At 70.2% G+C, this 25565-nt stretch carries 26 protein-coding genes; 15 read left to right on the forward strand and 11 right to left on the reverse strand.

Features of this window, described 5'->3' with window-relative positions:
* Window positions 1-96 precede the first annotated feature (96 nt).
* The 6 genes from sdhC to M2157_RS19075 all read left to right on the forward strand — a co-directional run bounded on the left by sdhC (window position 97) and on the right by M2157_RS19075 (window position 5805).
* Window positions 97-477, forward strand: a complete 381-nt coding sequence (gene sdhC / locus M2157_RS19050) for a succinate dehydrogenase, cytochrome b556 subunit (RefSeq protein WP_280862966.1) — start codon at window positions 97-99, stop codon at window positions 475-477.
* Window positions 478-482: 5 nt separating this feature from the next.
* Entirely contained in the window at window positions 483-965 is a 483-nt protein-coding gene (locus M2157_RS19055) for a succinate dehydrogenase hydrophobic membrane anchor subunit (RefSeq protein WP_057607755.1), read from the forward strand.
* Window positions 966-984: 19 nt separating this feature from the next.
* Window positions 985-2739, forward strand: coding sequence for a succinate dehydrogenase flavoprotein subunit (gene sdhA / locus M2157_RS19060; RefSeq protein ID WP_280862967.1), 1755 nt, complete (start codon window positions 985-987; stop codon window positions 2737-2739).
* Window positions 2739-3518, forward strand: a complete 780-nt coding sequence (locus M2157_RS19065; protein ID WP_280862968.1) for a succinate dehydrogenase iron-sulfur subunit — start codon at window positions 2739-2741, stop codon at window positions 3516-3518. The genes sdhA and M2157_RS19065 overlap by 1 nt, the downstream gene beginning before the upstream one ends.
* 126 nt (window positions 3519-3644) lie before the next feature.
* Window positions 3645-4430: a hypothetical protein gene (locus tag M2157_RS19070; RefSeq protein ID WP_280865795.1), complete on the forward strand. Its 786-nt coding sequence runs from the start codon at window positions 3645-3647 to the stop codon at window positions 4428-4430.
* Between the two features lie 94 nt (window positions 4431-4524).
* A complete protein-coding gene (locus tag M2157_RS19075) occupies window positions 4525-5805 on the forward strand; it encodes a M48 family metallopeptidase (protein WP_280862970.1) in 1281 nt (426 codons plus the stop codon).
* 19 nt (window positions 5806-5824) lie between these two features.
* Here the strand turns inward: M2157_RS19075 and M2157_RS19080 are convergent, their stop codons facing one another.
* The 4 genes from M2157_RS19080 to M2157_RS19095 are packed head-to-tail and all read right to left on the reverse strand — an operon-like array spanning window position 5825 to window position 9579.
* Window positions 5825-8287, reverse strand: a complete 2463-nt coding sequence (locus M2157_RS19080) for a DUF4132 domain-containing protein (RefSeq protein ID WP_280865796.1) — start codon at window positions 8285-8287, stop codon at window positions 5825-5827.
* Window positions 8288-8289: 2 nt separating this feature from the next.
* The gene (locus M2157_RS19085; RefSeq protein WP_123991239.1) at window positions 8290-8682 is read right to left on the reverse strand and encodes a hypothetical protein; all 393 of its coding nucleotides are present in this window, start codon (window positions 8680-8682) and stop codon (window positions 8290-8292) included.
* A gap of 50 nt (window positions 8683-8732) precedes the next feature.
* Window positions 8733-9173, reverse strand: coding sequence for a DUF2752 domain-containing protein (locus tag M2157_RS19090; protein ID WP_280862972.1), 441 nt, complete (start codon window positions 9171-9173; stop codon window positions 8733-8735).
* Entirely contained in the window at window positions 9145-9579 is a 435-nt protein-coding gene (locus M2157_RS19095) for a TM2 domain-containing protein (RefSeq protein ID WP_280862973.1), read from the reverse strand. Before M2157_RS19095 ends, M2157_RS19090 begins: the two co-directional genes overlap by 29 nt.
* Window positions 9580-9705: 126 nt before the next feature.
* Between M2157_RS19095 and M2157_RS19100 the strand changes: the two genes are divergently transcribed.
* The 4 genes from M2157_RS19100 (at window position 9706) to M2157_RS19115 (ending at window position 11908) form a co-directional block, all read left to right on the forward strand.
* Window positions 9706-10116 (forward strand): VOC family protein, encoded by a 411-nt coding sequence (locus tag M2157_RS19100; protein ID WP_280862974.1) that lies wholly within the window; start codon window positions 9706-9708, stop codon window positions 10114-10116.
* 117 nt (window positions 10117-10233) lie between these two features.
* Window positions 10234-10629 (forward strand): hypothetical protein, encoded by a 396-nt coding sequence (locus tag M2157_RS19105; protein ID WP_020118685.1) that lies wholly within the window; start codon window positions 10234-10236, stop codon window positions 10627-10629.
* Window positions 10626-11144, forward strand: coding sequence for a DCC1-like thiol-disulfide oxidoreductase family protein (locus M2157_RS19110; RefSeq protein ID WP_280865797.1), 519 nt, complete (start codon window positions 10626-10628; stop codon window positions 11142-11144). Before M2157_RS19105 ends, M2157_RS19110 begins: the two co-directional genes overlap by 4 nt.
* An 11-nt stretch (window positions 11145-11155) precedes the next feature.
* On the forward strand, window positions 11156-11908 hold the full coding sequence (locus tag M2157_RS19115; RefSeq protein WP_280862976.1) for a TetR family transcriptional regulator: 753 nt from the start codon (window positions 11156-11158) through the stop codon (window positions 11906-11908).
* Between the two features lie 5 nt (window positions 11909-11913).
* Here the strand turns inward: M2157_RS19115 and M2157_RS19120 are convergent, their stop codons facing one another.
* Complete coding sequence (locus tag M2157_RS19120) at window positions 11914-14325, reverse strand: MMPL family transporter (protein ID WP_280868239.1); 2412 nt, start codon at window positions 14323-14325, stop codon at window positions 11914-11916.
* 166 nt (window positions 14326-14491) lie between these two features.
* Here M2157_RS19120 and M2157_RS19125 point away from each other — a divergent pair, with 166 nt between their 5' ends.
* Both M2157_RS19125 and M2157_RS19130 read left to right on the forward strand, forming a co-directional pair.
* On the forward strand, window positions 14492-15193 hold the full coding sequence (locus M2157_RS19125) for a response regulator transcription factor (RefSeq protein WP_280862977.1): 702 nt from the start codon (window positions 14492-14494) through the stop codon (window positions 15191-15193).
* Window positions 15190-16650 (forward strand): HAMP domain-containing sensor histidine kinase, encoded by a 1461-nt coding sequence (locus M2157_RS19130; protein ID WP_280862978.1) that lies wholly within the window; start codon window positions 15190-15192, stop codon window positions 16648-16650. The genes M2157_RS19125 and M2157_RS19130 overlap by 4 nt, the downstream gene beginning before the upstream one ends.
* An 18-nt stretch (window positions 16651-16668) precedes the next feature.
* On the opposite strand, the gene M2157_RS19135 is transcribed toward M2157_RS19130, so the two are convergent.
* The 5 genes from M2157_RS19135 to M2157_RS19155 all read right to left on the reverse strand — a co-directional run bounded on the left by M2157_RS19135 (window position 16669) and on the right by M2157_RS19155 (window position 20999).
* A complete protein-coding gene (locus M2157_RS19135) occupies window positions 16669-17067 on the reverse strand; it encodes an ATP-binding protein (protein ID WP_280862979.1) in 399 nt (132 codons plus the stop codon).
* A gap of 161 nt (window positions 17068-17228) precedes the next feature.
* On the reverse strand, window positions 17229-18782 hold the full coding sequence (locus tag M2157_RS19140; protein ID WP_280862980.1) for an ABC transporter substrate-binding protein: 1554 nt from the start codon (window positions 18780-18782) through the stop codon (window positions 17229-17231).
* A gap of 178 nt (window positions 18783-18960) precedes the next feature.
* Complete coding sequence (locus tag M2157_RS19145) at window positions 18961-19305, reverse strand: hypothetical protein (protein WP_280865798.1); 345 nt, start codon at window positions 19303-19305, stop codon at window positions 18961-18963.
* 119 nt (window positions 19306-19424) lie between these two features.
* Window positions 19425-20732, reverse strand: coding sequence for a metallophosphoesterase (locus M2157_RS19150; protein ID WP_280865799.1), 1308 nt, complete (start codon window positions 20730-20732; stop codon window positions 19425-19427).
* A gap of 6 nt (window positions 20733-20738) precedes the next feature.
* Window positions 20739-20999: a hypothetical protein gene (locus M2157_RS19155; RefSeq protein WP_280862983.1), complete on the reverse strand. Its 261-nt coding sequence runs from the start codon at window positions 20997-20999 to the stop codon at window positions 20739-20741.
* A 91-nt stretch (window positions 21000-21090) separates the two neighbouring features.
* Between M2157_RS19155 and M2157_RS19160 the strand changes: the two genes are divergently transcribed.
* Window positions 21091-22392 (forward strand): D-alanyl-D-alanine carboxypeptidase, encoded by a 1302-nt coding sequence (locus M2157_RS19160; protein ID WP_348541796.1) that lies wholly within the window; start codon window positions 21091-21093, stop codon window positions 22390-22392.
* Here M2157_RS19160 and M2157_RS19165 read toward each other — a convergent pair.
* Window positions 22337-23248: a YihY/virulence factor BrkB family protein gene (locus M2157_RS19165; RefSeq protein WP_280865801.1), complete on the reverse strand. Its 912-nt coding sequence runs from the start codon at window positions 23246-23248 to the stop codon at window positions 22337-22339. The two genes, M2157_RS19160 and M2157_RS19165, sit on opposite strands and share 56 nt — an antisense overlap.
* Before the next feature lie 147 nt (window positions 23249-23395).
* Between M2157_RS19165 and M2157_RS19170 the strand changes: the two genes are divergently transcribed.
* Both M2157_RS19170 and M2157_RS19175 read left to right on the forward strand, forming a co-directional pair.
* Window positions 23396-24778, forward strand: coding sequence for an FAD-binding oxidoreductase (locus tag M2157_RS19170; protein ID WP_280865803.1), 1383 nt, complete (start codon window positions 23396-23398; stop codon window positions 24776-24778).
* A gap of 28 nt (window positions 24779-24806) precedes the next feature.
* The gene (locus M2157_RS19175) at window positions 24807-25562 is read left to right on the forward strand and encodes a decaprenylphospho-beta-D-erythro-pentofuranosid-2-ulose 2-reductase (RefSeq protein WP_280862987.1); all 756 of its coding nucleotides are present in this window, start codon (window positions 24807-24809) and stop codon (window positions 25560-25562) included.
* Window positions 25563-25565 lie beyond the last annotated feature (3 nt).

Consider the following 25565-nt stretch of genomic DNA (forward strand, 5'->3'; position numbering starts at 1 on the left):
TCGCTACGATGCTGGGGGCCGGTGGACCGTACCCGGCCGGGCCCGACCGACAGCACAAGCCGGCAGGCCCCGATAATCGCTCCCGGAGGGACTTCCGTGCCGGCTGGAACGCTGTACCGCGGCCGGGAAGGAATGTGGTCCTGGGTGGCTCATCGAGTCACCGGCGTCCTCATCTTCTTCTTCCTGTTCGTTCACGTGCTGGACACCGCTCTCGTCCGTGTCTCCCCCGAGGACTACGACAAGGTCGTAGCCACGTACAAGACCCCGCTCGTCGCGTGTCTGGAGTACGGCCTCGTCGCGGCCATCCTCTTCCACGCGCTCAACGGCCTGCGCGTCATCGCCGTCGACTTCTGGTCGAAGGGCCCGCGCTACCAGAAGCAGATGTTCTGGTCCGTCGTAGGCCTGTGGGTCGTGCTCATGATCGGGGCGATCTACCCCGTCCTCGGCCACGCCGCTCGTGAACTGTTCGGGAGCTGACACCGATGGCGACCACTGAAACCACCGCTTCCGGTATCGGCCCCGTAGAGGGCGACTCCGGCTACGGCGTCGACAACCCGGCGCCCCTCATCGAGGCCCCGCGCAAGCGCACCAAGAAGACGCCTCGCTCCACCCGCGGCAACTTCGAGATGGCCGCATGGCTGTTCATGCGTCTGTCGGGTGTCGTGCTGGTCGTCCTGGTCATCGGCCACCTGCTGATCCAGCTGGTGCTGGACGGCGGCGTGTCGAAGATCGGCTTCGCGTTCGTCGCGGGCCGCTGGGCGTCCCCGTTCTGGCAGGTCTGGGACCTGTTGATGCTGTGGCTCGCGATGCTGCACGGCGCCAACGGTCTGCGCACGATCATCAACGACTACGCGGAGCGCCCGAACACCCGCCTGTGGCTCAAGGGCCTGCTCTACACCGCCACGGTGTTCACCATCCTGCTCGGCACGCTGGTGATCTTCACCTTCGACCCGAACATCCGCTAGGCACGGGGCTGCGAGAATCATGAAGATCCACAAGTACGACACCGTCATCGTCGGCGCCGGTGGCGCGGGCATGCGCGCGGCCATCGAGTCGACGAAGCGCAGCCGCACCGCCGTGCTGACCAAGCTCTACCCCACCCGCTCCCACACGGGCGCCGCGCAGGGCGGCATGGCCGCCGCGCTGGCGAACGTGGAGGAGGACAACTGGGAGTGGCACACCTTCGACACGGTCAAGGGCGGTGACTACCTGGTCGACCAGGACGCCGCCGAGATCCTGGCGAAGGAGGCCATCGACTCGGTCCTCGACCTGGAGAAGATGGGCCTGCCGTTCAACCGCACGCCCAACGGGACGATCGACCAGCGCCGCTTCGGCGGTCACAGCCGGAACCACGGCGAGGCCCCGGTCCGCCGTTCCTGCTACGCGGCCGACCGCACCGGCCACATGATCCTCCAGACGCTGTACCAGAACTGCGTCAAGGAGGGCGTGGAGTTCTTCAACGAGTTCTACGTCCTGGACCAGCTGATCACCGAGGTCGACGGCGTCAAGCGCTCGGCCGGTGTCATCGCGTACGAACTCGCCACCGGCGAGATCCACGTCTTCCAGGCGAAGGCCGTGATCTACGCGTCCGGCGGCTGCGGCAAGTTCTTCAAGGTGACGTCCAACGCGCACACGCTGACCGGTGACGGCCAGGCCGCGGTCTACCGTCGCGGGCTGCCGCTGGAGGACATGGAGTTCTTCCAGTTCCACCCGACCGGCATCTGGCGCATGGGCATCCTGCTGACGGAGGGCGCCCGCGGTGAGGGCGGCATCCTCCGCAACAAGGACGGCGAGCGCTTCATGGAGAAGTACGCGCCGGTCATGAAGGACCTCGCGTCCCGTGACGTCGTATCGCGGTCGATCTACACCGAGATCCGCGAGGGCCGGGGCTGCGGCCCCGAGGGTGACCACGTCTACCTGGACCTGACTCACCTCCCCCCGGAGCAGCTGGACGCCAAGCTGCCCGACATCACCGAGTTCGCGCGCACCTACCTGGGCATCGAGCCGTACACGGACCCGATCCCGATCCAGCCCACCGCGCACTACGCGATGGGCGGCATCCCGACGAACGTCGAGGGTGAGGTGCTGGCGGACAACACCACGGTCGTCCCGGGCCTGTACGCGGCCGGCGAGGTCGCCTGCGTGTCCGTGCACGGCGCCAACCGCCTCGGCACGAACTCGCTCCTCGACATCAACGTGTTCGGCAAGCGGGCCGGTATCGCCGCCGCCGAGTACTCCCAGAAGGCCGACTACGTCGAGCTGCCCGAGGACCCGGCGCGGCTGGTGCTCGACCAGGTCGAGCGGCTCCGCGACGCCACCGGCACCGAGCGCGTGTCGGTACTGCGCCGCGAGCTGCAGGAGACCATGGACGCGAACGTCATGGTGTTCCGCACCGAGCAGACGATCAAGACGGCGGTCGAGAAGATCGCGGAGCTGCGCGAGCGCTACAAGAACGTCTCGATCCAGGACAAGGGCCGGCGTTTCAACACGGACCTGCTGGAAGCGATCGAGCTCGGCAACCTGCTGGACCTCGCCGAGGTCATGGCGGTCTCCGCGCTGGCCCGCAAGGAGTCCCGCGGCGGTCACTACCGCGAGGACTACCCGAACCGCGACGACGTCAACTTCATGCGCCACACCATGGCGTACCGCGAGGTGGGCGACGACGGCACCGAGTCCATCCGTCTCGACTACAAGCCGGTCGTCCAGACCCGCTACCAGCCGATGGAGCGTAAGTACTGATGGCAACCCCGACCCTGGACAAGGCGGACGCGGCCGGCACGCCCGAGCCCGGCTTCGCCGACTCCCCGTACATCACGGCCACCTTCCGCATCCGCCGCTTCAACTCGGAGGTCTCGGCTGAAGCGACCTGGGAAGACTTCCAGGTGGAGATCGACCCGAAGGAACGCGTCCTCGACGCCCTCCACAAGATCAAGTGGGAGCTGGACGGCACGCTGACCTTCCGCCGTTCCTGCGCGCACGGCATCTGCGGCTCGGACGCCATGCGGATCAACGGCAAGAACCGCCTCGCCTGCAAGACCCTGATCAAGGACCTCAACCCCGAGAAGCCGATCACGGTCGAGGCCATAAAGGGCCTGACGGTCCTGAAGGACCTCGTGGTCGACATGGAGCCGTTCTTCCAGGCCTACCGCGACGTGATGCCCTTCCTGATCACGAAGGACACGAACGAGCCGACGCGCGAACGCTTCCAGACGGCCGAGGACCGCGAACGCTTCGACGACACGACGAAGTGCATCCTCTGCGCGGCCTGCACGTCCTCGTGCCCGGTCTTCTGGAACGACGGCCAGTACTTCGGCCCCGCGGCCATCGTCAACGCCCACCGCTTCATCTTCGACAGCCGTGACGAGGCGGGCGAGCAGCGACTGGAGATCCTCAACGACCGGGACGGCGTGTGGCGCTGCCGCACGACGTTCAACTGCACGGACGCGTGCCCGCGCGGCATCGAGGTCACGAAGGCGATCCAGGAAGTGAAGAGGGCGCTGATCACTCGGCGTTACTGATCTCCGTTCTCCTACGGTGAGTTGGGCCCCGTTCCCCGGTTCGCGCCGGGGCGGGGCCACACTCGTTCCCGGCCAACTCTCGTGTGGTCACTGTGACTTGTGGGGTTTGAGTTGCAGACTGGCCTCATGGCACTCCTGAGGAAATCCGCCGCCGCGCTGTGCGCCGCCGCAGCGGTACTGCTCGCGATACCCCCCACTGCCTCCGCGACCCCCGCTCCCTACGGGACCCTGGCCCGGGAGAACTTCGACCGTCTCCCCCTCGGCCCGGTCACCGAGGGGCGCGGATGGACCGCCGATACGGCCGACGGCACGCTGAGCGTCGCCCCCAGTGCTTCGGGGCACGGGCGTGAGCTGCGGATTCGTACCGAGGGCAACGGTCGGGCCTTCCTTGTGTTCGATGAGCTCGCCCCGCCCGGCAACAGCTTCTGGGGGCGGGTGCGGCTGCGGGTCGGGGGGTTCCCCACGGCGCCCGACTGGGCGCACTGGACCATCGCCGAGGCGTCGGGGGCGGGCTCGCCGACGCTGGTGCGTCCGCTCGGTGGGCAGTACGCGCCCACGGACGGCGCCAACTTCTGGGGCGTCGGGTCCGATCTCGGGCCCACCGGGGACTGGACCTCCTGGAAGACCTCCTCGCCGGCCGTCGGCGGGGCCTGGCAGTGCGTCGAGTTCCATCTGGACGCCACCGACAATCGGGTCACCGTGTACCTGGACGGCGTGGAGCGGTCCGAGCTGACGGTGTCCACCAAAGTGCACGGGGGAACCGCGGACGACTTCGTCTTCCCCGCCTTCGACAAGCTGAAGCTGGGCTGGCAGCTCTATCAGGCCGACCCGACGCCGTCGTCGTACGACATCCGTATGGACGACATCGCGCTCGGCACGCGGCGCGTGGGCGGCTGCGGAAAGGGGAGCTGAACCAGGGATTGCGCCCGTGTGCCGGGCGTGATCCACTTCGGCGGTCATGAGCTGGGGGCCTCTGGGGAGGGGCCGGGGGACAGGGGAGGCAGCGGTGCGTACCGCTGGAGAAGAGATCGTGTCGTCGTGCCCGCAGTGCGGGGTGGAGATCCGTACGGACAGACGGTTCACCACATGGTGTGCCGCCTGCGAGTGGAACGTGGACCCACAGGGGGCCGGCAAGGAGAAGCGCGGGCTGGACAGGGTGCGCCGCGGGCTGGCGCAGCGGTACGGCGCGCGGCTGTTCGACGAGCTGAGGGGTGGGGGCGGGGAGAGGAGCGGGCGTACCTGGTCCGGTCCGCTCGCCTACGCGCTCGCGCTCACCGTGCACGGGCTGACCGTCGTCCTGGCCGTGGTCGGCTTGTGGGGCCTGGTCCGTGGCTGGGGCGGGCTCGGTATGGCGTTCGGGCTGTTCCTGCTGGCGCTTGCCTGGTCGCTGCGGCCGCGGCTGAACCGGCTGTCCGACGACGACCGCGTCCTGCTGCGAGGCGACGCGCCCGAGCTGTTCGCGCTCGTCGACGAGGTCGCCGCCACGCTGGGCACCCGGAGCGTGGACGCCGTCGTCGTCGACGTCGAGGCCAACGCGAGTGTCACCCATCTCGGGCTGCGGCGCCGGCTCCTGACGCTGGGGCTGCCGCTGTGGGAGGTGCTGAGCCCCCAGCAGCGGATCGCGCTCCTGGGCCACGAGCTCGGCCACTTCACCCACGGCGACACCCGGCACGGCATGGTCGTGGGAACCGCCTTCAGATCGCTGAGCACCTGGCTCTACTACGTACGGCCGATGCCGAACCCGAACGTGGTCCAGGCCGTCACCAACCTGGCCTGCGTCCCGCTCCGCCTGCTGATCACCGCCGTCATGGCGCTGCTCGACCTGCTGACCGCGCGGGCCTCCCAACGAGGTGAGTATCTGGCCGACGCCACGGCCGCCCGCACCGGGTCCACCGAGGGAGCGGTCGGTCTGATGGACCGCCTCATGGTCACCGACTCGATCGTCACCACCCTGCAGCGCGAGACCAACAGCCGCCGGCTGCGCGGTACGGGCCGGGGCGGCGAGCAGAACGGCGACGGCCTGTGGGAGGCGCTCGTCGCCCATCTGGACTCCGTCCCGGAGTCCGAGTTCGAACGCCGGCGCCGGGTCGGGGCACTGCGCGGCCACAGCGTCGACGCGAGCCACCCGCCGACCCATCTGCGCCGCCGGCTCCTGCTGGACGGTACGCCGGTGCCCGCCGCTGTGACGGCGGACACCGCCCGGACCGAGCGCATCGGCGGTGAACTGGCGGACGTGCGCGGGACGCTGGCCCGTGAAGTCGTCAGGGACGGTTACGGAGACCAGTGACGCCCCCGGGTCGGGCCGGTCACAGCTGGCTCAGGATCGTCGGATCGGTGATCTTCGTGTCGTCGGCCAGCATCATCGCCTTGCTGAGGATGACCGCGAGCATGCGGTCGCCCTCGTAGGGGAGGTAACCGGCCTGCGATGCTGACGGGTTGGACTTCGGGACGATGCACAGGTACTGGTCGTTCGGGGTGCGGAGGATGTTGCCCGAGCCGAGGTGGATCTTGTACGTGTGACGGTCGCCCTTCACATGGAGGAAGCGGCCCTCCAGGGTGCACCGGTCGGCTATCGCGAGCCTCGGGATCAGGCGGTCCAGGAGGAGACGGCGGGTCTCGGCGCTCTGGTTGAGCTCTCCGAAGCCGTACGACGTCCAGTACTCGCGGAAACGGCCGTCGGGGCCGCCGTCCTGCCAGGTGGGGTCGTTGCCGATGCTGGCCACGCCGACGAACAGGTCCACGTCGCGCAGGACCTCGGACAGGACCAGCGGCGGGATCTCCGTCAGGGGCAGGGGGTCCACCGGCTCGGCACCGTCGCGCAGCCACATGCGGTACTCGCCGCCGGCGCAGTGCGCCGAGTTCTCCGGGGCGTCGATCGGGTAGAAGCGGACCTGGTCGGTGCGCAGGCGCAGGAAGGTGCCGGAGTCGGTGATGTCCGTGTAGTCCTCGCCGCCGTCGCCCTCGATCCAGTACTCGGCTCTCAGGCCCCAGCGCGGGAGGTCCCGGCTGGGCGGCGGGGCCTCGTCGTCGACGGCCAGGCGGAGTCTGTTGCGCCAGCCCCGGGCCGCCGCCAGGGAGTGGAACTGGTGCTGGCGCAGGACGTGGGCCGCGAAGCGGTTGGAGTAGGTGCCGGTGGTGCGCTCCGCGTCCGTCAGCAGGTAGACCTCTCGGTGGGCCTGCTTGAAGGGCTGGGTGATCCGGTGGCGTTCCAGCCAGTCGCGCCAGGCGACGATCTCGGCGGGGGTGCGGTCCACCGGGTGCCAGAGACGGACTTCCGTGCCTGCGGTGACCGGGGTGTCCGTGACCGTGCGCAGGGAGCCGTCGGCGTATCCGGCCGTCGTGCCGTCGACGGTCCACAGGAGGCGACGGGCGAGGGTACCGACGAGGGGGTGGTCGAGGTAGCGCTCGCGCCAGGTGTCGTAGGACCAGGTGCGGTCGGCCAGGAACTGGCGGTCCAGGCGTTCACTCTGGGCCGAGAGCATCTTGTCGACGTCCTTGACGGCCGCCTTGAGCTCCTTCAGCTCCTCCGCGTGGTCCCGTCGCACGGCGGCCGGCACGCTCTTGACCGGCTTCCCGCTCGCGTTGCTCCAGGTCAACACGGCCCTGGAGCCCTGGACTTCGAGGGCGGCCGTGTTCTCGCCGAGCCGGTGCTCGACGCGTCCGACCTCGGTCAGGCCGTATGACGGTACGGCCAGTTCCTCGATCTCCTCGCGGCTGAGGCCCAGGGCGACGGCGCGTGCCTCCAGGGCCGCGTCGAGCAGCTTGGCGGTGTTCTTGTACGTCACCCGGGTGGCCAGGCGGGCCAGTTCGGCGAGGGCTGCCTCGCTGTCGATGCGGGCGAGGGCGTTGACACCGGCGTTGGCGACCTTCGGGTTGCGCGGGCCGAGGCCGGCGACCTTCTTGAGGGAGGTCTCGACGAGGGCGCCGAGGGCGCGGGCGGTGTCGGGGTGCGCCGGGAGAAGGGAGAGAAGCCAGGCGAGGCCGCGCAGGGCGTTCGCGTTGTAGGGGTCGTAGGCGCTGTTGACGTCGGGTTCGTACGGCCCGCGTTCCAGCTCGAAGGTGCGGGGGCGGCCGACCAGGGCGAGCCAGCGGATCACCGCCTCGCGGACGCGGTCGGGACCGAGCGGGTCGACCAAGGCGGCTGCCTGCTTGTCCCATTTGGGGGACGGCTTGGCCGCGGTGGCGGTCGTCATGTGGGTCAGGAGCTGCTGCCAGGCGGGGCCGGTCTCGCGCAGGGCTTCCTCGGCCCACTCCTCCCCCACGTTGAGGGGCGGCTCGGTCAGCTTCTTGGCCGTCCTGGGCAGGTCCTCGTTCTGGTAGGCGTGGAGGACCGAGCGGCGGACCGTGGCGACGACAGCGGGCGCGACCGGGCGGCCCGCGGCCAGCTCGGCCTCGATGAGGTTCTCGTAGCGGGCGCCCCACCAGAAGGAGTGCTGCCGGGAGATCCCGTCGAGCAGGGAGAGACGCTCCGCGGTCAGGCGGTCGTGGGGCGGCAGGTCGCGGGAGACGATGCCCAGCAGGATCAGCGCGTTCTGCCGGGCGTTCGGACCCGCCTGTTCCGAGTGGTACTGCGTCACGAGGCCGTCGGCGATCCGTGACCGCGCGTCCGGCGGCAGTTCGAGCAGCCGGGCCAGCACGCCGTCCCACAGGCCGGCCCAGTTGCCCTTGTTGGCGACCGCGGCCTTGAGCAGGTCGGCGGCGAGCTCCTCCAGGTCACCGTCGTCGGCCCGCTGCCGGATCAGGTCCTTGTACTTCTGGATCTCCCCCATGGTCAGCCCCCCACGAGCGGGACGAGCTTGAGGAAGGTGACCTCGGTGCCGAGCACGAGGTCGATCTCCTCGTCGAGCTCGGTCACCTGGCGGTCGCCGACCAGCACCAGGAAGCCGTTGCCCGCGAAGGCCTTGAGGGCGAGCTCGGTCTGGGTCTCGGGGTCTATGCGACGGGGCGTGCGCAACGCGTAGCCGTTCAGCACGCGTTCGGTGTCCTCGGGCTGGACCAGGCCCTGGAAGACGGCGGGTGTGCGCGCGTTGTACTCGGCGACCTCCTGGAAGACCCGGCGGCGGATCAACTCGCGCACGGCGAGCCGCTCCTCGGCGATCTCCAGGCCCCAGCCGTCACTGCGGCTCCCGCTCGTCGTCTCGTCGACGAACATCACGATTCCCATACCGAAGACAGTACGAGGCACCACTGACAACGGGCCCGGCTCGCAGTGGGTCACACGATGTTGCGGACCACCGTCCAGGCCACGGCCACCGCGAGGACGACCACTTGCGCCCGGGGGCTCAGCGTGGGGCGCCAGCGGCGGCCGTGCAGGCCCTCCCACGCCCAACGGCCCAGCAGGACCAGGGCGTACGGCGCGGCGAGCAGCAGGGCCCGGTTGTCCAGCCACGCCTCGGTGAAGTGGCCGTGCATCAGGTCGTACACCATGCGGGTGCCGCCGCAGGCAGGACAGAGCAGGCCGGTGAGCATGCGGAACGGGCACTGCGGCAGGAGGTGGCCGGGGTCGTGCGGGTCGGTGCGGTAGAGGTAGACGGCACCGGCGGCTCCCGCGGCGAGCACCGCCGAGGGTGCCGTCGCGGGGTGGCGGAGCGGGGAGCGCCGTACGGAGGCCGGGGCGCCCTCCGCCCTAGCTTCGGAGGATCCGGCCGTGTTCATCGGTGTGGTCGTTCCCGGTGAGCAGGAGGATGCCGTCGACCAGCGACCAGATGCCCAGGCCGCCGCAGGTGAAGAGCTGTGCGAGTCCCATTCCGACGTTGCCCAGGTAGAAGCGTCCCACGCCGAAGCCGCCGAGGGTGAGCTGGAGGATGCCCGCGATGACCTTCGACTTGTCGGAGTACGGCCGTCCGTACGGGTCGTAGCCGTAGGGCGCGTTGGGGTCTCCCGTGTATGTCCCCGGGGGTGGGTAGTAGCCCGGCGGCGGGTAGCCGGGAGGCGCGTACCCCGGGGGCGGGTATCCCGGCGGCGGATAGCCCTGCTGCTGTTGGTATCCCTGCTGCTGTTGGCCTTGCCCGCTCTCCTGCTGTTCGTGACCGTGCTGTTCGTGACCCGGCTGCTCGCTCAAGGGGGACTGCTCCTGGGGACCGAAGCGGGAGGACCCGCGAAAAAAAGACAATGAGCCCGGTCATCATGCCCGACGGACACCGCGTCGCAGAAGCCCGTTCCGTCACCCCCGGCTTAATCTGACGACATGTCAGATGACCAGTCGTACGAACTGCTCGGTTTCGACAACGTGCTGTTGCCCGTCGGGAACCTCGGCGAGGCCGTCTCCTTCTACGAGCGCGCGGGCTTCACGGTGGGCTTCCGGCTCGACGAAGCCGGGATCGCACTGCTGAAGGTCGGCGGCGAGACGCCCGGGATCCTGCTCCGACAGGAGGAGGCACTCGGGCACCGGCCGCCGCCGTGGCCCGCCACGCGCGTGTGGCTGGAGGTGCCGGACGCCAGGACCGCCGCCCGGGAGCTGCGCGCTACCGGCCTCGAACTGCTCGACGAGCCCTTCTCCGTGGCCACCGGCTGGACCGTCGAGATCGCCGACCCCTGGGGGAACGTCCTCGGGTTCACCGACTACACCAAACGTCCGGAGCTCGGCCGGCGGGCCTGAGGAATTGCGGGCACGCACGTGACGCAGGCCTCTCCGCAAGCGAGTTGAACACGTTCAAATACAGGTCTAGAGTCTCTCCCGTCAGCGTTTTGAACGCGTTCAAGAAGGGGGAGGCGCATGGACCGTACGGTCGTCGCCTACGTCATCTACCTCGTCGTCAGCATCGCCCTGACCGTCTGGGTGGCCCGCACGCTCAGCAGGAACGGGCGGATCTTTCTCGCCGACGTGCTACGCGGGAACGAGAAGCTCGCCGAGGCCGTCAACCACCTCCTGGTGGTCGGCTTCTACCTGGTGAACCTCGGGTTCGTCGCGCTGTACCTCAGCGGCGACGGGACGATCGAGGACACTCGCGGTGTCTTCGAGGCCCTGTCGACCAAGCTGGGCGTGGTGCTGCTGGTGCTCGGAGTGATGCACCTGGCCAATGTGTACGTCCTCAACCGGATCCGCAGGCGGGGTGCCATGGAGCGGGAGCAGGTGCCGCCGGTCGCGCCGCAGGACTGGGTCCGGGCATGACAGGCCCGACAGGTGCCACGGTGGGTGCGGGCGTCCCGGCGGACCGCACCCCGGTCCGCCGGCTCACCGTCCTGTACGACGCCGGCTGCTCCCTGTGCGCCTTCCTGCGCGACTGGCTCGTACGGCAGCCGCAGCTGGTGCCGCTGGAGTTGGTGCCGGCCGGGTCGCAGGAGGCCCGGCTGAGGTTCCCCGGGCTCGATCACCGCGCCACCCTCGAGGAGATCACCGTCGTCGGCGACGCGGGACAGGTCTACCGCGACACCGCCGCCTGGATCGTGACCCTGTGGGCGCTGCGCGAGCACCGGCCGCTGGCTCACCGGCTCAGCACCCCGTCCGGGGCACGGCTCGCGAGGGGCGCCGTGCTCGCCGCCGCGAAATGGCGGGGCGCGCAGTGGCAGGGCGGTCAGTGGGGCGGCCCCGCGTACCGCCGCTCGGAAGGCTGGGCGTACGACCCCGGCAGGGGCTGGGTCCACACCCCGCCGGGGTGCGACAGCGGTGGCCGCGCCACTGGTTAGGCTCTCTTTCCGTGCCTGCGAACAACGACGGCCCCGACGAGGGCAGTACCCCGAGCAAGTCCGAACAGACGAGCAAGTCCGAACAGACGCGCGCCCTGATCCTGGAGACGGCGATGCGGCTGTTCCAGGAGCGGGGGTACGACAAGACGACCATGCGGGCCATCGCCCAGGAGGCCGGGGTCTCCGTCGGCAACGCGTACTACTACTTCGCCGGCAAGGAGCACCTGATCCAGGGCTTCTACGACCGGATCGCCGCCGAGCACCAGGCGGCGGTCCGGGAGGTCCTGGCCCGGGAGAGCGACCTGGAGGCTCGGCTCGCGGGCGTGCTGAAGGTCTGGCTGGACATCGCGCAGCCGTATCACGAGTTCGCGGTGCAGTTCTTCAAGAACGCCGCCGATCCCGACAGCCCGCTCAGTCCGTTCTCGCCCGAGTCGGAGCACGCGCGCGTGGAGGCGATCGCCGTACACCGCGAGGTGCTGCGGGGCGCGACGAAGACCAAGGTGCCCGAGGAACTCCGGGACATCCTCCCCGAGTTGATGTGGCTGTCCCAGATGGGGCTCGTCCTGTACTGGATCTTCGACCGCACGGAGGGCCGCGAGCGCAGCTACCGGCTCGCCGAGCGCGGCGCCAGGCTCACCGCGAGGGGCGTGTCGCTGGCCCGGTTCCGGGTGCTCAGGCCGCTCGTACGGGAGGTGCACGAACTGTTCACGGACTTCCTGCCGGGGATGACGAAGGTGATGCCGGCCCCCGGCAGGAAGGCGTAGTCACGTCAGTTGACGGCGTCGACCTCGCCCTCGACCAGTTCGACGTCGTACACCAGGGGCCCCTCCCCCACGACGACGTGCCGCGCGCGTGAGCCGTACGCCGGAGCCGTGGTCGCCAGCAGGTACGTCCCGGGTGCCGGGACCGAGACGATGTACGAGCCGTCGGCCAGCGACTCCACCCGGTCCAGCTGACGGCCCCCGGCCGACAGCAGCGAGACGGCGGCGCCCTCCACCGGCTCCCCTTCCGCCGTGCGGACGAAGCCGTGGACGGCCGATGCCGGGCCGCCGCCCGAGGGGGCCTCCGTCGCGGCAGCCGCCTCCTCCTTCGGCTCCACCGCGAGGTGCGGCAGCCGCTTCTCCAGCCACTGCGGCAGCCACCAGTTGGAGTCGCCGAGCAGATGCATCGCGGCCGGCACCAGGGCCGTGCGCAGGATGAAGGCGTCCAGGGCGACGGCGGCGGCGAGTCCCACACCCGCCATGGCGGCCCCGTAGTCGCCGCTGAGCACGAACGCCAGGAAGACGCAGACCATGATCAGGGCGGCGGAGTTGATGACGCGGCTGGTCTCGGCGAGGCCCACGCGCACCGCGCGCGCGTTGTCCCTCGTGTGCACCCACTCCTCGTGCATCCGGCTGACCAGGAACACCTGGTAGTCCATGGAGAGGCCGAACAGGAGCGAGAGCATGATGATCGGAAGGAAGGCCGCGATGGGGCCCTCCTTGCCGAGGCCGAGCAGGTCGAGGCCCCAGCCCCACTGGAAGATCGCCACCAGGACGCCGAAGGAGGCGGCGGCCGCTATCAGGTTCATCAGGGCGGCCGTGAGCGGGACCACCACCGAGCGGAAGGCGATCAGGAGCAGCAGGAAGCCCAGGCCGATGATCGTGGCGATGAAGTACGGCAGCCGGTCGGCGGTCACCGACGCGAAGTCCTTGGAGACCGCCGTGACGCCGCCCACGTGCGCCTCGACGCCCGCCTCCGGGATCACCTCGTCCCGCAGGGTGTCGATGAGTTCGTCCGTCTCCTTGGCCTGCGGTGAGGTGGTCGGGACGACCTGGATGACCGTGACGCCGTTGGCAGGGGGCGCGGAGCCCGCCTGGGCCACGCCCTCCGTCTGCCGGATCGCCGTCACCAGGGACTCGCCCGCGTCGCCCTTCACGACGACCTGGAGCGGACCGTTGAAGCCGGGGCCGAAGCCCTCGGCGAGCAGGTCGTACGCCTTCCTGGTCGTCGACGAGGCCTCGTCGTTGCCCTGGTCGACGGTGCCCAGGCGCAGGGACAGGAGCGGGAGGGCGAGCACCGCCATCACGGCGACCGCGAGGACGGCCACCGTGCGCGGGCGGCGTTCCACGGTCGCGGACCAGCGGGCGGCGAGGCCGCTCGGACGGTCCGTGTCGGGTCCCTGCGCGGCCAGCTTGCGCCGCTGGCGGCGGCTGAGCACCCGGTGGCCCAGGAGGCCGAGCAGCGCGGGCAGCAGGGTCACGGCCGCGAGGACGCTCAGGACGACGGTCAGCGAGGTGCCGATGACCACGCCGTCCAGGAAGCGCAGGTTGGTCACCAGCATGCCGGCCAGCGCGATGCACACGGTGCCGCCCGCGAACAGCACGGCACGCCCGGAGGTGTTGAGGGCGGTGACCGCCGCCTCCTCGGGGTCCAGGCCGCGTTGGATGCCCTTGCGGTGCCGGGTGACGATGAACAGGGCGTAGTCGATGCCGACGCCCAGGCCGATCAGGGTGGAGAGCAGCGAGGCGAGTTCGGGCACGTTGGTGACATGGCTGATCAGCGTCGTGGAGAACAGGCCGGTGCCCACGCCGAACAGGGCGACCAGGATCGGCAGCAGCATCGCGAAGAGCGAGCCGAAGGCCAGGAACAGCACGACGGCCGCCGCGAGGATGCCGACGATCTCAGCGGTGCCGGTGGGCGGCTCCTGGACGCGTGTGATGGCCTGGCCGCCCAGTTCGACCTGGAGGCCGTCACCGCGCGCGTGCTCCGCCGTGTCGACGACGTCCTGGACCAGATCCTTCGGTACCGCGTTCGCCTGCTCGGCGAAGGTGACCTGGGCGTAGGCGATCCGCCCGTCCTTGCTGATCTGCGCCGCGCCCTGTGCCCCGTACGGATCGGTGACCTCGCCGACGCCCTTCATCGCGCCGATCTCCTTCAGCACGGGCTCGAGCCGGGACCGTACGGCCTGGTCCCGCACCGATCCCTCCTCGACCTTCCACACCACGGTGTCGGTGTCGCCCGCGCGCTCCGGGAAGGCCTTCGCCATCAGGTCGTACGCCGTCTTGGAGTCCGTGTTGGGCAGCGAGAAGACGTCCGCGTAGTTCGTGCCCGCGGACGTGCCCGCCGCGCCGAGCCCGAACAACGCCCCCACCCACAGCAACAGGACCACCAGCCGGTGCCGATAGCACCAGCGTGCCAATACCGCCACGCTCCACACTCCCCTGTCGGTAGTCGGTCGGTCCCCCAGGTCCTCGCAACAGGATTGGCGGTGGCACACGCGCGTGGACATGAGACGCCCATGACTCTCAAGGAACTCCAAAGAGCGAACCGGCCCGACTGTCAGTGGCCCGGCCGATACTGGGGGCATGACTGGGGGAGAGACGAAGAATCCGGGCACCGTGCTGGTGGTGGAGGACGAGGAGAGCATCGCCGACGTGCTCGCCATCGCCCTGCGCTACCACCGGTTCGAGGTGATGGTCGCGGGCACCGTCCGTGAGGCGCTCGCGCTCACCGACCGCACCCGCCCGGACGCGGCCCTGCTCGATGTGATGCTGCCCGACGGCGACGGCCGCGCCCTCGGCCGTGAACTGCGCGAGCGGCGGCCCGATCTGGCCCTGGTCTTCCTCACCGCGCGGGACTCCCCCGCCGAGATCGTCGGCGCCCTCGGCTTCGGCGACGACTACATCACCAAGCCGTTCAACATCGACGAGGTCGTCGCCAGGATCACCGCGGTCCTGCGCCGCACCCGCCCGGCCGACGTCCTGCCGCAGCGCCCGCCCCTGCGCTACGGCGACCTGGAGCTGGACGAGACGACATATTCGGTGCACCGCGACGGCCGCACGGTCCAGCTCACCCCCACCGAGTACGCACTCCTGCGCTTCCTGGTGCGCAACGGCGGCCGGATCGTGCCCAAGGAGCAACTCCTGCGCCACGTCTGGCAGTACGAGCACACCCCGCCCGAGTCGACCGTCGTCGAGACCTACATCAGCTATCTGCGACGCAAGCTGGACGCCCTGGGACCGCCGGTGATCACCACCCGGCGGGGTGTCGGGTACGGGCTCGCATGAAGGTCCGCCTGCCTCGTTGCCGACACGGCATCCATTCGCTGCGCGGCAAGCTGACGCTGGCCAATGTGGCGCTGCTCGCGATCGGTATCGTCGCGGCGACCGCCGTGAGCGTGATGGGCATGCGGTACTACCTGCTCGACCAGATCGACAGCGAACTCATCAAGACCCGGGACTCCCTGGGCGGTTCACAGATCACCCTGCGGGAGATCGACTCGCTGAGCATGCTTGGCTTCGTGCGCGACCGGCTCATGCCGGCACAGCAGGAATCGAGCGATGAGCGCTCGACCGAGACCGTCTTCGCGGTCGTCGACCGCCGGGGCGAGCCGATCAGGATCCTCGGCTTCGACCCGACCGATGCCCAGCAGGGCCTGGCGGAGGCGACCGGCGACCCGCGCGCGCTCGCCGCCGACTCCGAGCCGCACGACGTGACTCTGGACGGCTCCCCGTACCGCGCCACGGCGGCCCGGCTCGGCGACGGCTCCTACGCCCTGCTCGCCACGCCCACCGACGTCCTGCACCAGGGCGTCGCCAAGGCCGTCCGGCTCGACCTCGCGATCGGCAGCCTGCTGCTCGCGCTGCTGGCCTGTCTGACGATGTTCAGCGTCCGGCGCCGGATGCGGCCGCTGGAGGACATGGTGGAGACCTCGTCGGCGATCGCCGAGGGGGATCTGACCCGGCGCGTCCCCTCCAGCCGCGAGGCCACCCTGGAGGTCGAGCAGCTGCGGGTCGCCCTCAACTCCATGCTCCACCAGGTCGAGTCGGCGTACCGCACACGCGAGCAGAGCGCGGCCCAGCTGCGCAGCTTCGTCGCCGACGCCTCGCACGAGCTGCGCACCCCGCTGTCCGCGATACGCGGCTACCTCCAGCTGTACGACAAGGGCATGCTGTCCGACCCGGACGACCGCAAGCGCGCCTGGGCCCGGGTGCTCGCGGAGACCGACCGGATGGGGCGGCTCGTCGACGAGCTGCTCACCCTCGCCCGCCTCGACCAGCAGCCCGAACTGCGGTTCAGGAACGTCGACCTGAGCCGGCTGGTGCGGGACGCGGCCGATGATCTGCGGGTGCAGCAGCCCGGCCGGCCCGTCGAGGTCTCCGCCGAAGGCTCACTGCTGGTGCGGGCGGACGAGTCGGGGCTCAGACAGGTCCTGGGCAACCTGGTGGCCAACGTGCGCACGCACACGCCCGCCGAGGTGCCGGTGCGGCTGGAGGTGGAGCGTGAGGACGGGGTCGTACGGCTGTGTGTCGCGGACGAGGGTCCAGGGCTGCACGCCGACGACGCGGCACGCGTCTTCGACCGGTTCTTCCGGGTCGGGGGCGGCGCGGGCAGCGGCCTCGGTCTGGCGATCGTGCAGGGCGTGGTGCGGGCCCACGGCGGCGAGGTGGCGGTCCGCACGGCTCCGGGCGAGGGGCTGGCGGTGACGGTCAGCCTGCCGACGCGGGTGTCCGAGGGTCAGTGACCCCAGGCGTACGTCCGCTCAGTCGGCCATCACCAGGGCCCACACGGTCTTGCCGTGCCGCCCCCGGCCCCACACCCCCCACGCGGCGGCGATGTTCTCCACCAGATGCAGACCGCGGCCGGTCTCCTCCCACTCGCCGACCACCCGCAGCCGGGGTTCCAGCAGGCCCTCGTCGGAGACCTCTATCAGGCAGGAGCCGTCCGCGAGTGCGGTCACCGCGACCTCGAACTCCCGCTCCAGGAGCGGCCCGTGGCGCACCACGTTGGTGGCCAGTTCCGAGACCAGCAGAACCGCGTCGGACACCGCCGGATCGTCCGGTCCGTGGCCCCAGTCGGCCAGGTGGTCCCGGACTCGCCGCCGGGCGAGACCGACGGAAGCCGGATGCCGGGGCAGCCGGAAGGAGTTGCGTCTCAGCACGTTTGCTCCTCACCCCGCGCACACCTCCATCACATGGTGCTGCGTTGAGTGGCTGCCCGGCGTCACTCGGGCGAATGTCAGTTCCATGGGAATGCGTCGGATACGGCGCGATGACGTCGTGCCCAGATCCAGGGCGTCGGATCAGATCCAGGGCGTCGGGTTCAGATCCAGCTGAGGCGCCAGAGGCGGAAGACTCCGGTGCCGTCCGAGAGGTACTGGCCACCACCGACGTCCTCGCTGGTCACGACGTAGTCCTTGGCCTGCCACAGCGGGATGACCGGGACGTCGCGGGCGATGTCCGCCTGGAGATCGCGGAAGTCCTGCTCGGCCTCAGCGCGGTCGGCGTACCGCTGACTGTCCTGAATCAGATGGTCGACCTCGTTGCTGCTGTAGCCGGTGTTCATGGTGCCATCGGTGCCGACGAGCGGGGAGCCGTAGGTGTCCGGGTCGGGGTAGTCGGCCACCCAGCCCACCGCGTAGGCGTCCAGCTTCCCGGTCGCCCAGCGCTTTTGGAAGTCGGTCCACTTGTAGCCCTTGAGCGTCACCTTGAACAGGCCGCTCGCCTCCAGCTGCCTCTTGAGCTCCTTGGCCTCCGCGGCGGCGGAACCGCTGGTGAGGCCGTAGCCGTAGGTGAAGCTGACCGGAGTGGTGACGCCGGCCTCGGTGAGCAGGGCGCGGGCCTTCTTGACGCTCGGCTCCGAGTAGGTGTCGAAGAACGACGTGGTGTGGCCGGTGATGCCGGTCGGGATCAGCGAGTAGAGCGGGTCGACGGTCCCCTCGTACACCGAGGCGGCCAGCTGCTCGCGGTTGATCAGCCAGGCCATGGCCTGACGCACCTTGGTGTCGTGCAGGGGCCTGCCCGCGCGGGTGTTGAGGTAGAGGTTGCGGATCTCGGAGCTGTCGGCCTCCGAGACACGCTGGCTGGGGTCGCTCGGGTTCAGTCCGGCGAGGACGTCGGGCGGCAGCTGGCGGTAGGCGACGTCGATCCGCTTCGCCTTCCAGGCGCTGTTCAGCTTGTCCGAGTCGCCGTAGTAGTCGAGTTCGACGGGGCGGCCGGTGCTGTTGATCTCGCCCTTGTAGTCGCCGTTGGGCGCGAGGACCGCCTTCTTGCCCTTCGTATACGCCGTCAGTTCGTACGGCCCGGTGCCGTCGACGCCGTTGTCGGTGCGCAGCGAGCCGGCGGGGTACTTGGTGCTGTCGACGATGGCGCCGGCTCCCGTGGCCACCTTGAACGGGAAGGTGGCGTCGGACGAGGAAAGCCTGAAGGTGACGGTCCGGCCGCTGGCACTTACCGACTGGAGGGTGTCCAGCAGCGTGGCCGGGCCGACGTCGGAGTTGATCTTCTTGACCCGGTCGAAGGAGTACTTGACGTCCTTGGCGGTCATCTCGCGGCCGCTCGGGAACTTGAGACCCTCGCGCAGCACGCAGCGGTACGTGCGCAGATCACTGCCCTCGAACGCACAGCTCTCGGCCGCGTCGGGCACGGGTGTTTCACTGCCCGGTTCGAAGGCCAGCAGTGACTGGAAAACGTTGTTGAACAGCGCCCAGGAACCGGCGTCATAGGCGCCGGCCGGATCGAGTGAGGTGACTTCGTCCGTCGTCCCCACCCTGATCGTCCTGCCCGTCCCCTCGGACGGGAGCAACTGCCAGCCGCCTACTCCCACGACCCCCAGAACAAGCAGCGTCGCGAGAATCCGCACGCGAACCGACCGCATCGGTTGCCCTCCCCGGACCCCATGGGCCCCAGTGCACATGCCACCCCCTAGTGGCGCGGATCACCTAATCACAGGTGTTTCACCTGGGGGAAGAGGGATTTGTCGAGTTGGGCAAGACGTTACCGCAAGGGATTTCGGCCATGTTTCACAGCGTTCCCACAGGAGCTTGGGCCGACGATCAATGGACCATCACGTAGACGACCGCCCCGGCGCACACCATGACCGACGCGACCGCTCGCGCCATGATCGCCCGGCCCACGATCCGCCGCAGCCACGGGACCGGAACGCCTCTCAGCAGCCACGTGACCGGCAGGGAGAGCGCGGACACGCAGGCGAGGAGGAAGAACTGCCGCGCGGGCGGGTAGGCGGGCTCCCAGGGGTCGTGAGCCGCGCTCTCGAGATGCAGCAATCCCGCGACCGCGAACCAGAACAGCGCGCAGCCACCGGTGAGCAGGGTCTCGTACAGGGCGAACAGAACCGGCCTGGTGCGGGCGAGGCGCTGGAGGGACGTGTCGGACATCATGCGCGAGCCCTCCCCCGGGCGGCCCAGGGAGAGCCGTCGTGGTCAAAGTACGCCGACTCCGCACCGGGCGCAGCCGTACGACGGGCCGGGCGCAGCCGTACGACGGGCCGAGCCGCTGTTCAGGCCTGCTTCGACGCCAGTTCGATCACCGTGATGTCCGACGGGGCGCCCACGCGCGTGGGCGGGCCCCAGGCGCCGGCGCCCCGGCTGACGTAGAGCTGGGTGTCGCCGTAGCGCTCCAGGCCGGCGACGGTCGGGTTCGCGGCCTCCGCGAGGAGGTTGCCGGGCCAGAGCTGGCCGCCGTGGGTGTGGCCGGAGAGCTGGAGGTCGACGCCGTGGTCGACGGCGTCGTGGATCTGGACCGGCTGGTGGGCGAGGAGCACGCACGCGCGTGCCGTGTCCCGGTCGCCGAGGGCCTTGGCGAAGTCGGGGCCCTGGCCCTCGCTCTCGCCGGCGATGTCGTTGACGCCGGCGAGGTCGAACCACGCCAGTTCCGTACGGTCGTTCTCCAGCGGGCGCAGACCGAGCCGCCGTACCTCCTCGACCCACTGCTCGGCACCGGAGAAGTACTCGTGGTTGCCGGTGACGAAGAACGAGCCGTGCCGTGCCTCGAGCTGGGTGAGGGGGGCTGCCGCCGGGCCGAGGTCCTTCACGCTGCCGTCGACCAGGTCGCCGACGACCGCGATCAGGTCCGGCCGGGTGGAGTTGATGGTGTCGACGACCTTCTGGGCGAACCCACGGCCGAGCACCGGGCTCAGGTGGATGTCGCTGACCACCGCGATCCGGTAGCCGTGCGCCGCGCGCGGGAGCTTCGCCAGCGGCACGGTGACCCGCTTGACCCCGGGCCCGCGCAGGACGCCATATGTGCCGTAGCCGACCGTTCCCACGGCGGCCGCGGCGGCGGCTCCGGCGACGACCCGGGAGACGAAGAGGCGGCGGGAGGGGGCGGCGACGAGGGTGGAGCCGCCGGGTGACGGCGGCTCCTCGGACGCCGGTCCGCCCTGCCCGGGTTTCCGGGGCGGGCTGCCGGCCTCCTGCGGCTTGTCGGCAGGTGCTCCTGCCGGTACCCGCTCCGGGTGCGGTACGGCGGCCACGGCGGACTCGCCGCGCCTGTCCCGGCGTTCGAGGAAACGCCGCAGCAGGGGGCGTACGACCTCTCCCGCCACGACCGCGAGCAGCAGGTAGATCGACAGCGCCAGCCACAGGAAGCCCGGCCACGCGAGCACGCGCTGGAGCCAGAAGGGGGCGCCGGTGCGCTCCGCGACCAGGGCACCGACCGCCAGCACCCAGCCGCCGCCGATGAGCACCGCGCCCACGCGGCGGGCCCGGCCGGGGCCGCCGGTGGTGTCGCGGAACAGACGGCGCCACAGGTACCAGTTGGCCGTCACCAGGACGGCCAGGGCGAGCAGTGCGAAGACGATGACCACGGTCTGCTAACTCTCGAGGGACGGCTGTGAGTTCCGGCGCAGTGCGCGCACTCCACGCAACCCGATGAGCCCGACGACCGTCCCCAATACGAAGGAGACGACGGCCAGCAGCAGGTGCACCCAGAAGTACCCCGTCGGGTCGCCCGCGTCGTCGAACGCGAGCCCGCTGGCGTCCTTGACGAGGTTCTTGACGAAAGTGATCCAGATGATCCAGCTCCACACCCCGAAGGCGAGCAGGAACCAGGAGACGGGGCGGCTGAGCTTCATGGGTCCAGTATCGCGGGCCGTTGTCCGGTTCGGCGGCCGGGGTGGGGAGGGTGCCGGGACTTCACCCTCCGCGCCATGTACGTTCCTGAGCGTGTCCGCACCCCAGAAGAAGACCGCCGGGCGATCCCTGCTGGTCACCTCCGCCGCCGCCCTGTCGTCCCTCGCGCTGACCGCGCCGGTCGCTCTCGCGGCTCCCAGTCCGTCACCGAGCGCGTCCCCGAGCGCCACTCCCCCGTCGAACATGTCGACCGTGGGCGGCTCGCGGCTCGGCCGGGCGGGCACGCAGGTCAATCTCGCGAGCGGGGTCCCGGTGCTGCCCAAGGACATCACCGCGCGCTCCTGGATCGTCACGGACGCCGAGTCCGGCGATGTGCTCGCCGCACACAACGCGCACTGGCGGCTGCCCCCGGCGAGCACCATGAAGATGCTCTTCGCGGACACCGTGCTGCCGAAGTTCGCCAAGACCGAGAAGCACAAGGTCGTCCCCTCCGATCTCGCGGGCATGGGCGCCGGCTCCAGCCTGGTCGGGATAAAGGAGGGCGAGACGTACACGGTCCACGATCTGTGGCTCGGCGTCTTCCTTCGCTCCGGCAACGACGCCGTGCGCGTCCTGTCCGCGATGAACAAGGGCGTCGCCAAGACCGTCACGGAGATGAACGAGCACGCCGAGGAGCTCCAGGCCCTCGACACGCATGTGGTCAGCCCCGACGGCTACGACGCCCCCGGCCAGGTCTCCTCGGCCTACGACCTGACCCTGATCGCCCGTTCCGGCCTGCAGAAGAAGGACTTCCGCGAGTACTGCTCGACGGTCACCGCGAAGTTCCCCGGTGAGACGAAGAAGGACAAGAAAGGCAAGATCGTCCGCAAGCCCTTCGAGATCCAGAACACCAACCGACTGCTGAGCGGCGACTCCGACATCTCGCAGTACCAGGGCATCGCAGGTGTGAAGAACGGCAACACCACCAACGCCGGTGCCACCTTCACCGGTGTCGCCGAGCGCAATGGCAGGGTGCTGCTCGTCACCGTCATGAACCCGTCCAAGGACGAGCACAACGAGGTCTACAAGGAGACCGCGAAGCTCTTCGACTGGGGCTTCAAGGCGGCCGGCAAGGTGCAGCCGGTGGGTGAGTTGGTGCCGCCGAGGGGCGCCGCGCAGTCCAGCGGCCAGCCGGGGGACTCCGGCGAGGCCGGGGGTGGCTCCGGGGACTCCGCGGGCTCAGGGGCCTCGGCGAAGCCCGTCGCGTCCGCCACGGCAGACGGCGGCTCCCGCGGCATGGAGACCGCCCTCGCGATCACGGGCGGCCTCCTTGTGCTGCTCGCGGGTGCCGCGTTCCTCGTCAACCGCCGCTGGCCGCTGCCGGATCTGGTACGTCGTCGCTCGTCTCGTCCGTGAGCTCCTGCTCCTTGCTCCCCGTCGCCGTCCACGCGGCGCAGAACAGCACCAGTTTCGCCGTGAAGTTGATCCACAGCAGCAGGGCGACGGGGACGCCGAACGCGCCGTACATGCTCTTCGTCGCCACGCCCTGCATATAGCCGCTCAGCAGCAGCTTCAGCAGTTCGAAACCGATCGCGCCGGTCAGCGCGGCGACGAACAGCCGGCGGCGCCCCGGCTCGACCCCGGGCAGCAGGGTCAGGACGTACAGCAGGAGCAGGAAGTCGGCGAGTACGGCGATGACGAACGCGGCGACGCGCAGCAGGACCCGGCCCGCGCCGCCCTCCTGGAGGCCCAGTTCCCCGCCGATCCAGTCGACCAGCGCGGAGGCGACGGTGGAGATGGCGAGCGTGACCAGGACCGCGCCGCCGAACCCGACCAGGATGCCCAGGTCCTTGCCCTTGCGCAGGATGGCGTTCTCGTCCTCGTCGGGCAGCTCCCACACCGCGCGCAGACACTCGCGCATCGAGCCGGCCCAGCCGATGCCGGTGAACAGCAGGGCGGCGGCGGCGATGAGGCCGACGGTGCCGGCGTTCTGCACCAGGTCGCCGATGTTCAGTTGCTCGGAGATGCCGGGCACCTGATCGGCGATCTTGTCCTGGAGGTCGTTCTGCTGATCCGTGCTGAGCGTGGCGGCGGCGATCGCTGCGGCCACGGTGAGCAGCGGGAACAGCGCGACGAAGCTGGTGAACGTCATCGCCGCGGCCAGCCGGGTCCACTTCACCCGGTCCAGCCGTTCGTACGACCGCCACGCGTGCGTGGCCGTCAGGCGCACCCAGAGGGGCCCGACGACGGGGAGTCTCTTCAGCCAGTCCATGATCGGATCTTGCCCTCCACGTGGAAGACCGATGTGTGAGTACCCCGAAAACGCGGGACGGCGTCGAGTACCGTTAATCACCCATTTCGGGGAGATAAGCGATGTTTAAGATCGAATTGCCGCTACAGCGGCGATACGGTCACCGGCATGTCTGCCGACACCGTTCCCGTCACGGGATGGGGGCGCACCGCCCCCACCGCGGCCCGTTTGATCCGTCCACGGAGCTACGAGGAGGCCGTGACCGCCGTCCGGGGCTGCGGGGCCCGTGGCGGCATCCCGAGGGGCCTGGGACGGGCGTACGGGGACGCGGCACAGAACGCGGGCGGCGCGGTGTTCGACATGACCGGCCTGAACCGCGTTCACGCGATCGACGCCGAAGGCGGCAGCGTGCTGTGCGACGCGGGCGTCTCCCTGCACCGGCTGATGGAGGTACTGCTGCCGCTCGGCTGGTTCGTGCCGGTGACCCCCGGCACCCGGTACGTCACCGTCGGCGGTGCGATCGGCGCGGACATCCACGGCAGGAACCACCATGTGTCCGGCTCCTTCTCCCGCCATGTGCTGTCGTTCGAACTGCTCACCGCCGACGGCGAGATCCGCACCGTGCGCCGCGGCACACCTCTGTTCGACGCGACCACCGGCGGCCTGGGTCTGACCGGGATGATCCTCACCGCGACGGTCCAGCTCCAGCCGGTCGAGACGTCCCTGATGTCGGTGGACACGGAACGCGCGCGGGACCTCGACGACCTGATGGCCCGTCTGACGGCGGCCGATCACCAGTACCGCTACTCGGTCGCCCGGGTCGACCTGCTGGCCCGCGGGGCTGCGACCGGGCGGGCGGTTCTCACGCGGGGCGATCACGTGGCGCTGGAAGCGCTGGCGACACCGGGACTGCTCGCCAGGGGCACGCGCGCGCGTAGAGCCCCGTTGGCCTTCGGGACCCCGCGCTTCCCGGCCCCGCCCCCCTTCCTCCCCGAGGGACTTCTCAACCGCACGACCGTCGGGCTGTTCAACGAGCTCTGGTACCGGAAGGCGCCCCGCGCGCGTACCGGCCGGCTGCAGAGCATCTCCGCGTTCTTCCACCCCCTCGACGCCGTGCCCCACTGGAACCGGATCTACGGCCGCGGCGGCCTCGTTCAGTACCAGTTCGCCGTCGGACGGGGCCAGGAGGAGGCCCTGCGCCGGATCGTGCGGCGGGTCTCCGGGCAGCGGTGCCCGTCCTTTCCCGCCGTGCTCAAGCGGTTCGGGGACGCCGACCCCGGGTGGCTCTCCTTCCCGGTGCCCGGCTGGACCCTGGCCCTGGACCTCCCGGCCGCTCTGCCCGGTCTCGGCGCCCTCCTCGACGAACTGGACGAGGAGGTGGCCATGGCCGGCGGGCGGGTCTGTCTGGCCAAGGACTCCCGTCTGCGGCCGGAACTGCTCACCGCGATGTACCCGCGCCTCGACGACTTCCGTGCGCTGCGCGCTGAGCTGGACCCGCGCGGGGTGTTCACCTCGGACCTGTCCCGCCGTCTGACTCTCCAAGTCCTCTGAAGATCCCAGGCCCTCCAAGGAGCTGCTCGTGAAGGACGCCTTCGGCATTCCCCAGTCCCTGCTCATCCTCGGCGGTACGTCCGAGATCGCGCTGGCCACCGCCCGGCGCCTCGTCGTCCGCCGCACCCGCACGGTGTGGCTGGCGGGGCGCCCGTCCCCTGCCCTGGAGTCGGCCGCCACGCACCTGCGCTCTCTGGGGGCCGAGGTCCACACCGTCGCCTTCGACGCGCTGGACCCCGGGTCCCATGAGACCGTGCTCGGCAAGGTGTTCGCCGAGGGCGACATCGACATGGTGCTGCTCGCCTTCGGGATCCTCGGGGACCAGGCCTACGACGAGCGCGAGCCGGTAGCGGCGGTGCGGGTCGCGCAGACCAACTACACGGGCGCCGTGTCGGCGGGACTGGTGTCCGCGCGCGCGTTGCAGGCCCAGGGGCACGGCTCGCTCGTCGTGCTCTCCTCCGTAGCCGGCGAGCGTGCCCGCCGCGCCGACTTCATCTACGGCTCCAGCAAGGCCGGCCTCGACGTCTTCGCCCAGGGGCTGGGCGACGCCCTGCACGGCACGGGCGTCCACGTCATGGTCGTACGCCCCGGGTTCGTGCGGTCGAGGATGACGGCCGGTCTGGAGGAGGCACCCCTCGCGACCACTCCGGAGGCCGTCGCGACGGCGATCGAGCTGGGTCTGCGGCGCCGCTCGGAAACGGTGTGGGTGCCGGGGGCGCTGCGGGTGGTGATGGCGGCGGTGCGGCATCTGCCGCGGGCGGTGTTCCGGCTGCTGCCGCTGTAACCG

This window comes from Streptomyces sp. SAI-127 (assembly GCF_029894425.1).
Taxonomy (GTDB): Bacteria; Actinomycetota; Actinomycetes; order Streptomycetales; family Streptomycetaceae; genus Streptomyces.

Bases quoted from the DNA above. Each gene is read 5' to 3' on its own strand.
- M2157_RS19055 (WP_057607755.1), top strand. From the start codon at position 483: ATGGCGACCACTGAAACCACCGCTTCCGGTATCGGCCCCGTAGAGGGC.
- sdhA (WP_280862967.1), top strand. From the start codon at position 985: ATGAAGATCCACAAGTACGACACCGTCATCGTCGGCGCCGGTGGCGCG.
- M2157_RS19065 (WP_280862968.1), top strand. From the start codon at position 2,739: ATGGCAACCCCGACCCTGGACAAGGCGGACGCGGCCGGCACGCCCGAG.
- M2157_RS19070 (WP_280865795.1), top strand. From the start codon at position 3,645: ATGGCACTCCTGAGGAAATCCGCCGCCGCGCTGTGCGCCGCCGCAGCG.
- M2157_RS19080 (WP_280865796.1), bottom strand. From the start codon at position 8,287: ATGGGGGAGATCCAGAAGTACAAGGACCTGATCCGGCAGCGGGCCGAC.
- M2157_RS19085 (WP_123991239.1), bottom strand. From the start codon at position 8,682: ATGGGAATCGTGATGTTCGTCGACGAGACGACGAGCGGGAGCCGCAGT.
- M2157_RS19090 (WP_280862972.1), bottom strand. From the start codon at position 9,173: ATGAACACGGCCGGATCCTCCGAAGCTAGGGCGGAGGGCGCCCCGGCC.
- M2157_RS19100 (WP_280862974.1), top strand. From the start codon at position 9,706: ATGTCAGATGACCAGTCGTACGAACTGCTCGGTTTCGACAACGTGCTG.
- M2157_RS19105 (WP_020118685.1), top strand. From the start codon at position 10,234: ATGGACCGTACGGTCGTCGCCTACGTCATCTACCTCGTCGTCAGCATC.
- M2157_RS19110 (WP_280865797.1), top strand. From the start codon at position 10,626: ATGACAGGCCCGACAGGTGCCACGGTGGGTGCGGGCGTCCCGGCGGAC.
- M2157_RS19125 (WP_280862977.1), top strand. From the start codon at position 14,492: ATGACTGGGGGAGAGACGAAGAATCCGGGCACCGTGCTGGTGGTGGAG.
- M2157_RS19130 (WP_280862978.1), top strand. From the start codon at position 15,190: ATGAAGGTCCGCCTGCCTCGTTGCCGACACGGCATCCATTCGCTGCGC.
- M2157_RS19140 (WP_280862980.1), bottom strand. From the start codon at position 18,782: ATGCGGTCGGTTCGCGTGCGGATTCTCGCGACGCTGCTTGTTCTGGGG.
- M2157_RS19145 (WP_280865798.1), bottom strand. From the start codon at position 19,305: ATGATGTCCGACACGTCCCTCCAGCGCCTCGCCCGCACCAGGCCGGTT.
- M2157_RS19155 (WP_280862983.1), bottom strand. From the start codon at position 20,999: ATGAAGCTCAGCCGCCCCGTCTCCTGGTTCCTGCTCGCCTTCGGGGTG.
- M2157_RS19165 (WP_280865801.1), bottom strand. From the start codon at position 23,248: ATGGACTGGCTGAAGAGACTCCCCGTCGTCGGGCCCCTCTGGGTGCGC.
- M2157_RS19170 (WP_280865803.1), top strand. From the start codon at position 23,396: ATGTCTGCCGACACCGTTCCCGTCACGGGATGGGGGCGCACCGCCCCC.